Annotated in this window: 12 protein-coding genes and 1 riboswitch; of the genes, 2 read left to right on the forward strand and 10 right to left on the reverse strand. The window is 68.1% G+C overall.

Annotation, left to right across the window (positions count from 1 at the left end; genetic code table 11):
• Window positions 1-4: 4 nt before the first annotated feature.
• The 8 genes from zorA to CS1GBM4_RS18210 all read right to left on the reverse strand — a co-directional run bounded on the left by zorA (window position 5) and on the right by CS1GBM4_RS18210 (window position 10,732).
• Window positions 5-1,690, reverse strand: a complete 1,686-nt coding sequence (zorA, locus tag CS1GBM4_RS18175) for an anti-phage ZorAB system protein ZorA (protein ID WP_186420143.1) — start codon at window positions 1,688-1,690, stop codon at window positions 5-7.
• Window positions 1,691-2,582: 892 nt separating this feature from the next.
• Window positions 2,583-3,374 carry an ABC transporter ATP-binding protein gene (locus CS1GBM4_RS18180; protein ID WP_186420144.1) on the reverse strand — a complete coding sequence of 264 codons (792 nt, stop codon included), beginning with the start codon at window positions 3,372-3,374 and terminating at the stop codon, window positions 2,583-2,585.
• A complete protein-coding gene (locus CS1GBM4_RS18185; protein WP_186420145.1) occupies window positions 3,374-4,384 on the reverse strand; it encodes an iron ABC transporter permease in 1,011 nt (336 codons plus the stop codon). Before CS1GBM4_RS18185 ends, CS1GBM4_RS18180 begins: the two co-directional genes overlap by 1 nt.
• An 11-nt stretch (window positions 4,385-4,395) precedes the next feature.
• Window positions 4,396-5,217 carry an ABC transporter substrate-binding protein gene (locus CS1GBM4_RS18190; RefSeq protein WP_210201599.1) on the reverse strand — a complete coding sequence of 274 codons (822 nt, stop codon included), beginning with the start codon at window positions 5,215-5,217 and terminating at the stop codon, window positions 4,396-4,398.
• A gap of 293 nt (window positions 5,218-5,510) precedes the next feature.
• Window positions 5,511-7,382: a TonB-dependent receptor gene (locus tag CS1GBM4_RS18195; RefSeq protein ID WP_186420146.1), complete on the reverse strand. Its 1,872-nt coding sequence runs from the start codon at window positions 7,380-7,382 to the stop codon at window positions 5,511-5,513.
• 192 nt (window positions 7,383-7,574) lie between these two features.
• Window positions 7,575-7,775, reverse strand: a riboswitch (cobalamin riboswitch).
• A gap of 299 nt (window positions 7,776-8,074) precedes the next feature.
• Window positions 8,075-8,971 carry a hypothetical protein gene (locus tag CS1GBM4_RS18200; RefSeq protein ID WP_186420147.1) on the reverse strand — a complete coding sequence of 299 codons (897 nt, stop codon included), beginning with the start codon at window positions 8,969-8,971 and terminating at the stop codon, window positions 8,075-8,077.
• A 116-nt stretch (window positions 8,972-9,087) separates the two neighbouring features.
• Window positions 9,088-9,663: an NUDIX domain-containing protein gene (locus CS1GBM4_RS18205; protein ID WP_186420148.1), complete on the reverse strand. Its 576-nt coding sequence runs from the start codon at window positions 9,661-9,663 to the stop codon at window positions 9,088-9,090.
• Between the two features lie 40 nt (window positions 9,664-9,703).
• On the reverse strand, window positions 9,704-10,732 hold the full coding sequence (locus CS1GBM4_RS18210) for a DUF3616 domain-containing protein (protein WP_186420149.1): 1,029 nt from the start codon (window positions 10,730-10,732) through the stop codon (window positions 9,704-9,706).
• A 152-nt stretch (window positions 10,733-10,884) separates the two neighbouring features.
• On the opposite strand from CS1GBM4_RS18210, the gene CS1GBM4_RS18215 reads away from it, so the two are divergent.
• Together CS1GBM4_RS18215 and CS1GBM4_RS18220 are read left to right on the forward strand one after the other, a co-directional pair.
• Window positions 10,885-11,670 (forward strand): hypothetical protein, encoded by a 786-nt coding sequence (locus tag CS1GBM4_RS18215; RefSeq protein WP_186420260.1) that lies wholly within the window; start codon window positions 10,885-10,887, stop codon window positions 11,668-11,670.
• On the forward strand, window positions 11,670-12,044 hold the full coding sequence (locus CS1GBM4_RS18220; protein ID WP_186420150.1) for a hypothetical protein: 375 nt from the start codon (window positions 11,670-11,672) through the stop codon (window positions 12,042-12,044). Before CS1GBM4_RS18215 ends, CS1GBM4_RS18220 begins: the two co-directional genes overlap by 1 nt.
• A gap of 40 nt (window positions 12,045-12,084) precedes the next feature.
• On the opposite strand, the gene aceB is transcribed toward CS1GBM4_RS18220, so the two are convergent.
• Window positions 12,085-13,683 carry a malate synthase A gene (gene aceB, locus CS1GBM4_RS18225; protein ID WP_186420151.1) on the reverse strand — a complete coding sequence of 533 codons (1,599 nt, stop codon included), beginning with the start codon at window positions 13,681-13,683 and terminating at the stop codon, window positions 12,085-12,087.
• A gap of 188 nt (window positions 13,684-13,871) precedes the next feature.
• The gene (locus tag CS1GBM4_RS18230) at window positions 13,872-14,546 is read right to left on the reverse strand and encodes an OmpW family protein (RefSeq protein ID WP_186420152.1); all 675 of its coding nucleotides are present in this window, start codon (window positions 14,544-14,546) and stop codon (window positions 13,872-13,874) included.
• Between the last annotated feature and the right edge of the window lie 87 nt (window positions 14,547-14,633).

Genomic DNA, 14,633 nt, shown 5'->3' on the forward strand with positions numbered 1-14,633 from the left:
CACATCAATCGATCTTGCCGGCCGCGCGGGGCGTCGGCAGCACCGCCCGAAGGTCCTGGACCGCCTCGCCAAAATCGCCGGTATTCTCTGCAATGGCCGCGAGCGCGGGGTTGAGCTTGTCGATGGCGTCGGCGAGGCCCTGGTCGACCTTCGATGCGTAGTCGACGAGTTGCCGGGCCTGCCGCTCCGTCGCCTCGCCCAGCTCCTTCACCGCGGCTGCAAGGTGCTCGTCGACGGTCTCGAAACGGGCCGCATAACTTTTCCAGGTCTCGGCCATCTGGGAGACATGACCGGAGAGCGCCTCCGCCAGCCGCCCTGAGGATTCGCGGCTGGCCTCGAAGGTCTCGGTCGCCTTCCCGATCGTCTCGCCAAATCGCTCGGTGACACCGGCTATGCGTTCGCCTGACTGGGCGAGAGGTTCCGACGCGGCCCGGACCTCCTGCGCCGTTTGCTGGAACGCTTCCGCGAGATGGCGTGACTGTTCCACCGCGGCCCGGATCGTTGTGCCGGCGTCGCTGATGATGCTGTTCAGCCCGGATGCAGCATCGGCCATGCGGCGGCCGAAATCCTCGCCCGTGCCGCTGATGCCCTGCTGCGCCCGCTGCATCGCCTCCTGCATCTCCTTCAGCGTCGTGGCGAGTTCGCGCAGTTCGGTCCCTGCGCCGTTCTGCACCTGCTCCGAGAATGTCTTGAGCAACTCGCCGAGCCCGTCCTGGCTGTGAGCCCTTAGTTGGCCGACCGCGGTCTCGATCCTGTCGCTGACGGGAGCCATCGCGACGGACATCACCTCCTGCAGACGCGGCGTCATCTCCTGGCCCATGCGCGTGAAGAAATCGGCGCTGTTGATCGCCTTGAGCTCAGTGACCTGCTGCTCCATCAGGTCTTTGGTGTCGGACGCGATCGACTGCGGCGCCTGATAGCGGAGACGGGATTCGACCGCGTGGCAGAAGCCGTCGAACGCCGCCTCGATCCAGATCGTATAGGTGCGAAAGAAGATGGACAGCATGATTGAGGCGCCGAGGCCCGCGATCGACGTCGCGAACTTGAACGTCGCCACCTGCAGCAGATTGCGCGTCGCAGACTGCATGGCGCTCGTGTCTGAGCTACTCACCGCTGCCGCCGCCTGGTTCAGTGCCAACACCAGCCCCAAGAAAGTCAGCAGCAGGCCGACGCCGACGAAATAACCCGGTATTGCCCCCATCATCTTGAGACCGAACAGCTTCTCGCGCGCGGTCGCGAGGTTGATGAAGGCTTGCGGTCGAACGGTATTTCGAAGGATGTCCTCGCCTTGCCGCCGAACCAACGTCTCGTCGAACTCCTTCCAAGCATGCCCTATCAGCGGGTGAGCCTCGAACAGGTCTCGTGTTTCGTCATAGGTCTTGGCGAAGCCGACCATGTCCGCCGATCGGATCACTTGGCGCCGCAGGCGCCTGAGCGGAATACAGATCCCGAGCACGTGCAGAGCACCGAAAGCGATCGCGAAGCCCAGCGCGACGGCGAAGATGCCGCTCGAGACAGCGAAAGCAAAGGCCTCGGAGCTGAGGCCGTGGAGATCGCCCCTGGTCGCCTGCGAGACGACCCGCAACATAACTGTCGTGTCGAGCCAAGGCGCTACCTGGGCGAAGCTCCACACCACCAGCGCAACCAGTGCCCAGAACACGATGATGCGTGCCCAGGCGTTCCAAGCCAACTTCGGCAACCTCATTCGCCCCCCCGACTGCCAAGATCGTCCGGCAGCACGAGAAACAGCCTGGCGATTATCGCGCCTTGGGCGTGTCGGGAGCATGCGGAACGCGAGCAGTGACACGTATAAATTGCGCAGGCTAAGACGAGCCCGCAAGCGCAAAGCGCTCAGCATCGTGGTGGGGATTTGCTTTGCTAGGCGTTGTGGGCGGGCTCATGTGTGATTTCGGCGGAAACGCGGACACCTGGATCAACAAATGCAAGGAACTCACGACCAGCCTGATGGTCAGCCACCTCGCGAGCTGACACTTCGATCAGGCTAATTCGTTCGAGCCGGGACAGCGTGCCGTCCGGTCCCACTTCAATCGCGCTCGCGCGATCTCGCGCCCGCTCCTTGCTCGTTTCAGGTGAGCATGCAGCCCGGTCAAGCGGCGTCAGTGGTGATCTTATAGACCCGGCGCCGCACAGATGTGGCTAGGTCGTGCCGCATCGGATCGTTGGCGCCACAGGGAGGCATCGATAGCCGTCAATGTCTTGTAAAAGAAGAGCTTTCTAGCTCGCCGGCCCCAGCGATTCCCAGCTTCGGAGGGCAACGCTCTATCCAGCTGAGCTACGGGCGCTAACCGTGGAGGCTGGATAGCCGATTGGCGGCGCTTCGGCAATGCGGGAATTGCGGGCGGAGCCGGCCGCCGAATCCGACCAGGATGGGACCTGGCCCGGGATGCTCGCGTCATGGGCCGCCGCCACCCTCCCGTCATCCTTCGGATCGCATCGGCGCAGGGCACCGAGGTTCGAGCGTGTCGGCCGCTCGGCGGCGCGCGGGCACATGATGCGGGTCGCGGAGCGTGGTGGCACGATCCGGAGCGGGAGGATCGCCGACGCCGCGGCGAGGCACCGGATCAGCGGCTCGGCCCGACCTCGCTCAGCGCCCGCCAGGGCAGGACGAAGGCCTCGCCGTCGCAGGCGCCGCGCGCGACCCCGATGCCGAAGGCGCGGGCGAGATTGCCGTCGTCGAGCACCGCCGCCGGCACATCGTCGGCGAGGACGCGCCCGCTTTCCAGCAGGACGAGCCGGTCGCAGAAGCGCCCGGCGAGCGAGAGGTCGTGCAGGGCGACGACGATGCCGGTGCCGCCCGAGGCGATCCGGCGGAACAGCGCCATCGCCTCGAGTTGGTGACGCGGGTCGAGACCGACCAGCGGCTCGTCCGCGAGCAGCATCTCCGCCTCCACCGCCAGGGCCCGCGCCAGCAGCACGCGCATGCGCTCGCCGCCGGAGAGCGTGTCGAGGCTGCGCCCGCGGAAGGCGTCCGCATCGGCCGCGGCGAAGGCGCGCCCGATCGCGGCCTTGTCGGCTGCGGTGAGACCGGCGAAGGGGCGGCGATGCGGCAGGCGGCCGAGCGCGACGACCGCCTCCGCCCGCATCTGCCATTGAACGGTGCCGCCCTGGGCGAGGAAGGCGAGGCGCCGGGCGAGCGTGCGGCGGCCCAGCCTGCCCGCCGACAGTCCGTCATAGAGCACCGTGCCGGCATCGGGCGGCAGCAGGTCGGCGAGGACGCGCAGCAAGCTGGTCTTGCCGGCACCATTGGCGCCGATCAGGCCGACGAGCTCGCCCGGCCGCAGTGAAAGATCGATCCCGGCGAGGATCGGCCTGCCGGCCAGGGCGACCGTGACGCGGTTGGCTTCGATGCGCATCACGCCTCCCGCCGCAGGCGCTGGATCAGGCCGAACAGGAAGGGCGCACCGATCAGGGCGGTGACGACGCCGAGCTTGAGCTCCGGCCGGATCGGCAGCAGCCGCAGCAGCGTATCGGCGGCCAGCAGCAGGCAGGCGCCGCCGAATCCGCTCGCCAGCAGCAGCCGGCCCGGCCTGTGGCCGACCAGCGGGCGCAGCAGATGCGGCACCACCAGCCCGACGAAGCCGATCGTGCCGGTGACGGCGACGGCGCTGCCGACCGCGAGCGCCGCCCCGCCGATCAGGCGGCCCCGCAGCCAGGAGAGCTCGAAGCCGAGGCTGCGCGCCGTGTCCTCGCCGAGGGTGAGGCCGTCGAGCGCCGGCGCGCAGGAGAGAAGCAGGGCCCAACCGGCCAGCATCAGCGGCAGCACGAGCCAGACATGGACGAGGCTGCGGTCGGCGAGCGAGCCCATCAGCCAGAACACGATCTCCAGGGCGGCGTAGGGATTGGGTGTGAGGTTGAGCGCCAGCGCGGTCATCGCCCCGGCGAAGCTGTTGAGCGCGACGCCGGCCAGGATCAGCGTCATCGTCCCCGCGCCCCGGCCATTGAGCGAGAACAGCAGGACGACGGCGAGCAGGGCCCCGGCGATGCCGCCGAGCGGCAGGGCGAGCGCGAAGGCGCCGGCAAAGCCGGAATAGAACATGGTGACGGCGCCGAAGGCCGCGGCGCCGGAGATGCCGACGACGCCTGGCTCGGCCAGCGGGTTGCGCAGGAGTCCTTGCATCGCCGCACCGGCGAGGCCGAGGCTGAAGCCGACCAGAGCGCCGAGGACGGCGCGCGGCAGGCGTAGCTCGACGAGCACCAGTGCCGGCAGGCTCTGCCGCCCGGCGAACCAGTCGCCGAGCGCGACGGCAAGGTCGAGCTCGGCATAGCCGACCGCGAGCGACAGCGCGGCCATGGCGAGCGTGGCGGCGGCGAGCAGCCCGACCAGCCGCCAATAGGAGAGCCGATCGGATGCGGATGAGGGCATGGCCGCTGTGCTCATGGCATGCTTCCGGCCGGCGTCGGCGCGGCTGCGTCGAGCAGCAGTTCGATCGCATCGACCACTGCCGGACCGGCGCAGGTCCAGAGCTTTGCCGGCAACGCGACGAGCTTCAGCCGGCCGCCGAGGCTGGCGAGAACCGGGTGATGCAGCAGCTCGTGCGCAAGCGAAGGCGGCCCGTCCGCCGCGGCGTCGAGGATCAGGAGGTCCGCCCGCCCGAGCGCGACGGTTTCGAGCGCGATCTGGCTGTAATCGTCGATGCCGAGCTCGGCGGCGAGATTGGTCAGCCCCGCCGCCGTCAGGATCTCGTCGACGAGGGAGCCGCGCCCAGTAGTGAAGCCGTTGGGGCGCAGCACGATGGCGCGGGGACGCTCCGGGCGCGGCCGCACGGCGAGCGCCGCCAGCCGCGCGTCGATCTCGGCGATCAGCGCCTCGCCGCGGGCGGACTCGCCGAGCAGCTTCGCCATGTCGCGGATCTGCTCGCGCATCCCGGCGAGGCTGCTCGGCACGGGAAACTCCCTGACGGTCATGCCGACCCGCTTCAGCAGCGCCACCGTGCCGCGCGTGGTATGGGCGCCTGCCACGACGAGGTCGGGCTTTCGCGCCAGCACCTCCTCGACCAGCCCGTGATTGGCCGGGATCGTGCGGGCGAGCCCCGCCATGTTGGCGTTGCGCGGGTCCTGCGACAGCCAGGTCACCGAGGCGACGTGCTCGGGCGCGGCGAGCCGCAGCACCAGCTCGTCCGTGCACAGGTTGAGCGAGACGATGCGCTGCGGCTGCGCGGGTGTGTCGTCGGCATGGGTGGCGGCATTCGCGGCCACCAGGCAGAGAACAGCCGCACTCAGACGGAGAACGGTCTGCTGAAGAGTCGTCAGTAAGCGATGGCGGCAAGAGCATCCGCGGGGAACCCCTCTCCCGGATGGGAGAGGGGCAGGGGTGAGGGACCGCCGCTGATTATTGGCGCGCGACGGCACCGCTGCGACTTCAATGGGCGAGGGCAGGCCCTCATCCCTGCCCTTCTCCCACACGGGAGAAGGCTTCCCCGCGTTCTTCATCGGACGACCCGGGTCATCTTTCGCCACAAGGGCGGGCATGACGGCGGAGCTCGACAGCCTCACAGGCTCACCCTGACACCACCGAAAGCCCCGAGGCCAGGCACGAGGAAACCGACCGGGTTCTCGTGGCGCTTGTCGAACAGGTTGTCGACGCGGCCGAACAGGGTGAACCGATCGTCGACCCTGTAATCGGCGGCGAGGTTGACGATCGTCGCGCCGGGTGCGCGCAGGCGCGGGATCGAGAAGTCGCGATTCCCGTCCATGCGCGCCCCGAGATGGATCAGCGTCGCCGACAGGGTCAGCTTCTCGACCGGGTTCCAGCGCGCGGTGACGCTGAGCTTGTGGCGCGGCCGGCGCAGCAGCTCCTGGCGGGCCGTCTCGTCCTTGGCGAGGGTGAAGGTGTAGTCGGCCCGGACCTTGAGCTGCGGCGTCAGCTCCAGAGCCGCGAAGGCCTCGACGCCTTTTGTCGTGGCGCGGCCGACGTTGTCGTAGGAGGTGAAGCTGCGATTGGTCAGGATCAGCTCGTCGATGTCGTTGTGGAACCAGGTCGCACCGAAATTGACCTGTCCGTTCAGCAATGGCTGCTCGAAGCCGAGATCCCAGCCGCGGCTCTGCTCCGGCTTCAGGTCGGGATTGCCGTGGAAATCATAGGCCGGGCGTGAATCGCTGAAGCGCTCGCTCAGCGTCGGCGCCTTGAAACCGGTGCCGTAGCTCGCCTTCAGCTTGGTGTCGGTGCCTGGCATGATGAAGACCGGTGCGATGCGATAGGTGGTGTGGCCGCCGAACTCGTCGTCGTGATCGTAGCGGATGTTCGCGACGGTGAAGAAGCGCTCGCTCCAGTTCGACTGCCATTCGAGGAAGGCGCCCCTGTTGCCGCTCGAAACGGCCTTGTTGGGCGTGTCGAAGCGCTCGTTCTCGTATTGCAGGCCCATGGCGAGCGTCTGGCCCTGCGTGATCTTCAGGTCGCCGCGCCAGTCGTATTTGATGCGCTCGCCGAGATTCTCAGCTGGCAGGCCGAGGATGCCGAAGGCGTCCGGGCGGCGGTTGGAGCGATCCTGGTTGCTGTAGGACAGGCCGAAGCGGTTGACGAAGCGCCCGTCCAGCGGGTCCCAGACGATCTCGCCGCGGGTGAAGGCCTGGCGATCGTTCTGGCTGGAGCGGAACGAATCCGGCCGGCTCGGAAAACCGGAATCGCCGGTGAACAGCAAGTGCCCGTCGCTGTAGCGGCCGACCCAGCTGGCGCTCAGCGTGTCTGTCAGACTGGCGCCGAGACGGGCGGAATAGCTCCAGTTGTCGTAACCGTCCGGATTGCGCCGCCGGCCGGCGGGAACCAGCCGCGCCGGCGTGACCGGGCTCGAATCCGAGCGGAAACGGCTGACGCCGAAAGCGTAGTCGAAGCGATCATTGCCGCCGCTGAGGCCGAGGCTCTGGTTGAAGCTGCCGTAGGAGCCGGCCTCGACCGAGGCCGCCAGCTTCGGCGGTCCCTCGCCGCGCCTCGTCGTGATCGCGATGACGCCGCCGAGCGCATTGGCGCCGTAGAGGCCGCTCTGCGGGCCGCGCAGCACCTCGATCCGCTCGATGTCGCTGGTCAGCATCTGGCCGAAATCGAAGGCGCGGTTCGGCGCCGAGGGGTCGCTCACATCGATGCCGTCGACCAGCACCTTGACGTGGTTCGCATTGGTGCCGCGCATGAAGACCGAGCTCTGCCCGCCCGGCCCGCCGGTCTGGACGAGGTTGAGGCCGGGCACGGCGGCGAGCGCCTGCGGCAGGGTCCGGTGCTGCTGGCGCTCGATCTCCTCGGCCGTGACGACGGTGACCGAGCTGGCGATCTCCCGGGTCGGCGTCGGCACGCCGGTCGGGCTGACGACCACCTCGTCGAGGGCGATCGGCTGCTCGCCGGATTGTGCCGGCGCCGGAAGCGGCCTCAGCATGGCCGAGGCGGCGAGCAGGGAAAGAGCGAAGGGCGGACGCCCGCTCCTGGCGGGTTTTGGCAAGCGAATCACGGGAAACCTCGGCGGGTGACGTCAGTGGCACGTCACCGCGAACGAGATGCTCCGCTGCGCTCCCGCAGCCGGGCGCGCAAAGGTCCATCACCCATCAGCGCACCCCGGCCGATGTGTTCGCGTGTGACCACGGCTGACGGCAGGTCTCCTGGCTCGCGGGTCGCCGCCTTTCGCCGCCTTCCCAGGTCCGAGGCCCCAGTGGCGCATGGCGAAAGGCTCGCCGCTTACAGTTGCGGGGGCAGCCGCAGCATGAGGCGGCCAGGCCACCCGCACTGCGTTCCCTTTTGATCCCGTGAGGGAACCGTCGCGAAGACGGGTAAGGCCGAAATCCGGCGGGGTCAATTCGGCGGAGCGATGCTCCTCATCTCGCCCGCCGGCCAGCGCTCGCGACGACTCGACGCCTTGAGTTCCCACGTCCCGCCGGCCTCGGCGGCAGGGCCGGGCGCCTGCACTTGGGCAGCGAAGCCGCAATGACGTCGCACCCGCGCGGCTCGGCTCGGGCGGTCGGCGCGCGTTCGGCCGCCTGATCGAGGTGATGGTGCAGCAGGCCCATCGCCTCCTCGGTATCGAGCGCGTCGATCGGCAGGTCGTGCGCGTCGATCGCGCGTTCCGGGCGGTTCTCAGAAACTGTAGGCCGCCTTCACCTTCACCAGATGCTGGCTGAAACTGGTGACGTCGAGATCGCCCGGAACGCCCTTGGCCTTGCCTGCGATCTGAACATTATAGGCCGCCGAGATGGCGAACTGCTTGGTCGCCTGCCAGAAGACGCCGGGCCCGGCGAAGGTGGCGTAGCCGGCCTCCTTGCCGAAGCCGAGAGCGTCGTGGCGGCGCTGATGGCGCACCTCGCCGCTGAGATAGAGCCCGTCGAGCACCTGCCAGGCGACCGAGCCGCCGACCGTGAAGGTCGAGGAGCGCAGATTGGGGCTGGGCCCGGTCCAGGTCAGGTCATGCGAGAGATTGAGCGCGGCGTAGAGCTTGCCGGGGACGAGCGTCCTGTCCGCGAAGAGCCGGATGCCGGTGTTGTAGGCCGTGAAGTTGCCGGCGCCGGTCGGGTCGAGGCGGTTGAAGCTGGGATCGACCACGACGGTCAGGCCGATGCCGTGCAGGTCGCGGCCGAGCAGGCGGTACTTCATCTCGACGCCGGCGCCGGCACTGCGGCTGTCCGCCTTGGCGCCGGCGACGCTGGCGTCGCTGAAACCGCCGAGCAGGTAAGGGCCGATCTCGAAGCAGGGGAAGAGGCCGTAGGAGCCCTGGAGCTGCAGCCCATGCGCGGCCTGGCGGCCATCGCGGATGCCGAAGCCGCCGCCATAGGTCAGGCTCGCGCCGAGGGAACCGACCTCGGCGACGTCCGAGCCGGTGGTGAAGCCGAACGCGTCGGTCGGGATGCCCTCGCTCTCGGTGCAGGCCGAGAGCACCGGCGGCACGGCCGGGACGCCCTTGCGCGCGGGAAGGTCCGCGGCGAAGCCGGGCGTGAGCAGGCTTGAGACGGCGAGAGCGAAGGCGGCGGGCTTCAGCAAGGCTGGCGATCCTGTTGGTGGCTGCACCTTACGCAAATGCGAATTAGTCGCAATACGAGGCCGCCGGCCGCAGGATCATATTGTTACATTGTTGCGGGCGAGCAACAGCGGCCCGTTCAGTCTTGGGAGCCCAGGGCGCGCAGCCGCGCAAAGGCGATGGGCGCGATCCCGGCCAGCTCTGCGACGGGCTTCCAGGCGGCGGCATGCACCTCCTCCTCCTGTGCGACGAGGGGCAAGGCCGGATCGGCGATGAAGAGATATTGCAGGTCGTGATGGATGTGCGGCGGCTCGCCCCGGCGCGGATTGCCGGGGACCTCGTGGCTGTCGATGGCGAAGGGTGTATCGGCGCCGCCATGCCAGAGATGCAGCCCCAGCCCGGAGACGCCGGTCTCCTCGACGGCTTCGCGCGCCGCCGATTCGTGGAAGCAGGCGGCCGGCTCGTAATGCCCGCCGGGCTGGAGCCAGCGGCCGATCACGACATGGTCGATCAGCAGCACCCTGGCATAGTCGGGCGACAGCACGAGGGCGCTGGTAGTGACATGGCCCGGCAGGGTCTCGCGTGCCTCGAGCGCATGGCGTTCGGCGATCTGCCAGCGCAGCAGCGCCAGGCGCTCGCGCGGGCCGGCGACCTCGGCGAGATAGCGGGAGACGAGAGAATCGAGGCGGTCGAGGAAGTCCATGGTCCTTGCCATCGCATGTCGGGGAATGGCGGTGAAGGCCGGCGGCCCCGCCTCAGCGCAGCCTCAGCCGGTATTCCTCGAACCCGCCGTTCCTCACCCCGTCATAGCCGACGAGCACGCGCAATTCGTCACGCTTCTGCGCCAGAACGGTGAGCGCCTCGGCCTTTGCGGGCTTGCGCGGCGGCAGTTCGCCGAGTTCGCGGACGGAGGCCGGATCGGCCGGATCGAGCAGCAGGACCGCATAGGGCACGTCCTGCTCCTGCGCCGGGCCGACGAGGACGAGGAGCCGGCCATCGGCGAGCGCAGCGAGGTCGCGCACGCCGCGCTGCGCCCCGGCTGCGAAGGCGAGGAGTTGCGGCTTACCCGCCGCCGGCTCGCTGCCCGGCTTGAACAATTCGGCGACGCTGCCGCCGACCAGGAAGGCGCGGCCGGCGAGCGAGGGCGCGCGCAGGCCGAGCCAGAGCCGGTCGCCGACCACAGCGAGCCCCTCGATGTTGAGCCCGTTGCCCGTCTCGTCGAGCGTCTTGCCGAGATAGGGCGCGACCTCGCCCGCTGCGGCGAGCAGATCGGCGACGCGCCAGCTCAGTTCGGGAGCGCCGGCCTCGCCGGTGCCGGCTGCGATCCGGGCCAGCAGGAAGGAGGACGGGCGATATTCGCCGCTATGGCGCGAGCAGCCATGCGAGCCGACGACATAGAATTGGCGATCGGCGAAGGCGACGCCCTCGCCGTCGAACTCGCCGAAGCTGCCCTGCCTGGGGCAGCCGACCGTCGGCTGGCGCCCGCGCGCGCCGGCCGGCGCGCCCTCCCCGATCAGCGGCAGGCTGCGTCCGGGGCTGATCGTCCCCTGCGCCAGCGTCGCGAACTGGGCCGCCCGGCTCTCGTCGTTGACGACGAGGCAGCGCCATTCGGCGCCGGCCGGCGGAAGGCAGGCGATGCCGCTGATATCCCTGGCGGCCTTGCGCTTCTTGCCGGCGAAGTCGGAGGCGGTCTCGATCCTGCGCTCGGGCTTCAGCGGCTCGGCGAGCAGCGCGCTCGTCGCGAGCAGGCCGAGCGCGAGGGCGGACAGGAACGCGAGCCGCATGGTCTTGCTCCGATGGAGAGAAGGGAAATGGCGGTGCCGCGGCGAATTTCAAAGGTCCGAGAGCAAAGGAGAAGTCTCTGCGGGGACGGATGGTGAATTGATCCCCGTGCTCTGGCAGGCCCGATCATACGCGTCGGGAAAAGGGAATCGTCATGGCGCAAGCCGGTTTCGCGAGTGCGTTGTTCGACATGCGGCTCGGCGTCGAGCGGATTGCCATGACGCTGCTGGAGTTGCGACGCGATCTGCTCGTCAGCCGACCCTGGCGACCGATCGCGTCCAAATACAATCCCGACCAGCCGCGTGTCCCCGCCGGCAGCCCTGATGGTGGGCAGTGGACGAGCGGTGGGGATGGCGGAGACGATCTGTCCTCCGATTTCGAAGGAGCACTGGATAGCCTGGATGACACGTCGCTGGACTGGGCCACGGGTCGGCCACGCGGAAGCGCCGGTGCCTGGCCCAATGCGACGCCTGCCCAGCAGGCCCGACTCGTCGCGTCCGAGCTGCAGGCCCAGGCGGCCATCCGTCAGGTGCAGGAGATCGATGCTCGCTGGAAGCCCCCTGCCAGCATTTCTGAGGGAATCGAAGGTGCAATCGCTACGAACCAGGCTGCAGTCAGGCAAGCCGAGGCGCGGCTGCGTGAGCTGCAAGCGATGGGGATTGGACCGGGGGCGTTCTCTGCGGACTCCATCCCGGCTCGTAACTCGTATCAACGTTTCACCCCTTCTGAGCGAGATGAAATAAATAGAATCGGGTCGCGTTTCGGCTGCCATACCTGTGGAACGACCGAACCTGGAACCGCTAGTGGTAATTTTATACCGGATCATCAGTTGCCGAGCGCATTCGGCCGATCCGGAGCGACCCAACGGCTATATCCTCACTGCTTGTCATGTAGTTTGAAGCAAGGCGGCTTTGTGCGTCGCTTCAGGGGAAGAAAATGATGCAGCGAATTGTCGAGATTCGACCGGTCAACTCGATCGTGTTCGTGCACGGCAGCGGGGATTTCGATGTTCCGTCGAAGAGCTTCGAACCCAAGGTCAGCCTGGTGGCCGCCTCGCCCAGCTGTCTCATCGTCGGGCTGTTCCCCGAGATCGACGGGCCGACGCAGCTTCATATCGGTGCGGCCAAAGACGTCGATCCCGGTTGGCCGGTGGCCTTTGCAGGCACGATCGAGACCCCTGCCCATGCCCTGATCATCGACACGGTCGACGAGGAACTCGTCCATCGCCAAGACGTCCCGTCAACAACGACGGCCATCAAAATATGGCTCAGCGATCATCGCTGGCCGGAGCATGTCTTTATCGGTATCGACTGAACCCGGACGCCGGCCTCGTGCCGGCGCCCGCTTCTGTCGATCACCCCAGCTTCCCATAAGCCGGCACGGTCAGGAACTCCTCGAATTCCGGCGCCAGCGACAGCTTCGAGAACAGCTCGATCGCCTCGGGGAAGCGGCCCTTGTCGTAGGCCTCGGCGCCGAGCTCGCCGCGCACCCGCGCCATCTCCTCCGGCAGGCAGCGCTTGAACAGCTCGGCGTCGGCCTTGATGCCGCCTTCGAGCGCGACGCCGTACTGGACGAACTGCCAGATCTGGGCGCGGCTGATCTCGGCGGTCGCGGCGTCCTCCATCATGTTGTAGATCGGCACCGCGCCGCGGCCGCGCAGCCAGGCTTCGAGATACTGCACGCCGACGCGGATGTTCTCGCGGAAGCCGGCCTCGGTGCGGGTGCCCTGATGGACTTCCAGCAGGTCCTCGCGCCCGACCGAAACATCCTCGCGCAGCTTGCCGAGCTGGTTTTGCTGCGGCATCAGCCGGTCGAACACCTCCATCGCGACGGGGACGAGGTCGGGATGGGCGACCCAGGTGCCGTCATGGCCGTCGCCGGCCTCGCGCTCCTTGTCGGCCTTGACCTTGGCGAAGGCGGCGGCATTGGCCTCGGGATTGTTCTTGACCGGGATCTGCGCCGCCATGCCGCCCATGGCGAAGGCGCCGCGGCGATGGCAGGTCTTGATCAGCAGCAGCGAATAGGCGCGCAGGAAGGCCTTGGTCATCACCACCTGCGAGCGGTCGGGCAGGACGAAGGCCTTGTTGCGGGCGAGCTTCTTGATGAAGGAGAAGATGTAGTCCCAGCGGCCGCAGTTCAGCCCGGCGATGTGCTCGCGCAGCTCGTAGAGGATCTCGTCCATCTCGAAGGCGGCCGGCAGGGTCTCGATCAGCACCGTCGCCTTGATGGTGCCGGCCTTGAGGCCGAGCGCGCCCTGCGCGGCGACGAAGACGTCGTTCCAGAGCCGCGCCTCGAGATGGCTCTCGAGCTTGGGCAGGTAGAAATACGGGCCCGAGCCCTGCGCCAGCCCCGCCCTGGCGTTGTGGAAGAGATAGAGGCCGAAATCGACCAGGGAGCCCGAGGCCTCCTCGCCGTCGATCAGGATGTGCCGCTCCGGCAGGTGCCAGCCGCGCGGGCGGACGATCAGGACCGCCGGCTTGTCCTTGAGCCTGTAGTCCTTGCCGGAGACCGGATCGGTGAAGTCGATCCGGCCGGCCCAGCGGTCTTTCAGGTTGATCTGACCCTCGACCATATTGGCCCAGACCGGCGAGGAGGCGTCCTCGAAATCGGCCATGAAGACCTTGGCGCCGGAGTTCAGCGCGTTGACGATCATCTTGCGGTCGACCGGGCCGGTGATCTCGACGCGCCGGTCCTGGAGATCGGCCGGGATCGGCGCCACCTTCCAGTCGCCCTCGCGGATATGCCGGGTCTCGGCCAGGAAGTCGGGCGTCTCGCCGGCGTCAAAGCGCTTCTGGCGCTCCTTGCGCAGGGCGAGCAGGCGCTTCCTCGTCTCGTTGAAGCGCCGCTGCAGATCGGCGACGAAGGCGAGCGCGTCATGGCTCAGCACCTCGTCATGGCGCTCGGCGAGCGTACCCTTGATCTCGACGCCGGCTGGCAGGCTCAGGCTGGACATGGCGGTCTCCTCCGTGCGGCTTCAGGACGTGGAGACACTATGCCGGTTCGCGATTTTCACCGGAAGCGGCGGAATGATCGAGGACTTGTTCCAGGATAGAAACAATCAAGCCGCCGACTCGCGTCGGCGGCTCGACAGGATGTCCCGATTCGCGGCGCCTCGCCCGGCGAGGCGGCCGCGGCTCCGGCTCAGAACTTGTAGGTGACGCCGGTGCCGAAGAGCCAGGGGTCGATCTTGACCTTGCCGGCGACGGCGCCGCCATTCACCTTCACCTTGGGCTCGAGGAAGATCTTCTTCACGTCGAAGTTGATGCCCCAGTGCTTGTCCAGCATGATGTCGACACCGGCCTGCAAGGCGAGGCCGAATGTGTTCTTCAGGTCGAAGCTGGTGAAGCCGCCCTTGGCCTTCTCGTCGAAGAAGACGGTGTAGTTCACGCCGGCGCCGATATAGGGCTTGAAGGCGCCGATCGGGTCGAAGTGGTACTGCAGGGTCAGCGTCGGCGGCAGCAGCCAGGCCGAACCGATCTTCGCCCCGGCGAGGACGCCGGCGCCCTTCACATTATGCGGGGTCACGCCGAGAATGAGCTCGACGGCGATGTTCTTGGTGAAGAAATAGCTGATGTCGAGCTCGGGCACGACCGAGTTCGAGATGTCGACATCGGCGCCGGGCACCGGCACGCCGCCGACGCGCAGGCTGGCCGATTCCTGCGGAACCACGACGAGGGCGCGGCCGCGGATCATCCACGGGCTCCAGGTCTCGACTGTCGTGAAGGTGGGCGCCTTGCGCGAGGGCAGGTCGGCAGCGGCGGCGCTGAGCACCGTCGTGCTCAGGAGCGCGGCGGTGAGGGGGAGGAGGCGGTGCATCATCGGAGGGGTCCTGCGGAGGGAGCCGCCCCGGGGCGGCGCGTTTCCGACACAGCATTGCCGCAGTGTTGCCCGCTTTGATCGAGA

This window comes from Allobosea sp. CS1GBMeth4, from assembly GCF_900185715.1.
Taxonomy (GTDB): domain Bacteria; phylum Pseudomonadota; class Alphaproteobacteria; order Rhizobiales; family Beijerinckiaceae; genus Allobosea.

Coding starts and splice junctions, on each gene's coding strand:
- CS1GBM4_RS18210 (WP_186420149.1), bottom strand. CDS start 10,732: ATGCGGCTCGCGTTCCTGTCCGCCCTCGCGCTCGGCCTGCTCGCGACG.
- aceB (WP_186420151.1), bottom strand. CDS start 13,683: ATGTCCAGCCTGAGCCTGCCAGCCGGCGTCGAGATCAAGGGTACGCTC.
- CS1GBM4_RS18220 (WP_186420150.1), top strand. CDS start 11,670: ATGCAGCGAATTGTCGAGATTCGACCGGTCAACTCGATCGTGTTCGTG.
- CS1GBM4_RS18185 (WP_186420145.1), bottom strand. CDS start 4,384: ATGCCCTCATCCGCATCCGATCGGCTCTCCTATTGGCGGCTGGTCGGG.
- CS1GBM4_RS18205 (WP_186420148.1), bottom strand. CDS start 9,663: ATGGCAAGGACCATGGACTTCCTCGACCGCCTCGATTCTCTCGTCTCC.
- CS1GBM4_RS18180 (WP_186420144.1), bottom strand. CDS start 3,374: ATGCGCATCGAAGCCAACCGCGTCACGGTCGCCCTGGCCGGCAGGCCG.
- CS1GBM4_RS18215 (WP_186420260.1), top strand. CDS start 10,885: ATGGCGCAAGCCGGTTTCGCGAGTGCGTTGTTCGACATGCGGCTCGGC.
- CS1GBM4_RS18195 (WP_186420146.1), bottom strand. CDS start 7,382: ATGCTGAGGCCGCTTCCGGCGCCGGCACAATCCGGCGAGCAGCCGATC.
- CS1GBM4_RS18230 (WP_186420152.1), bottom strand. CDS start 14,546: ATGCACCGCCTCCTCCCCCTCACCGCCGCGCTCCTGAGCACGACGGTG.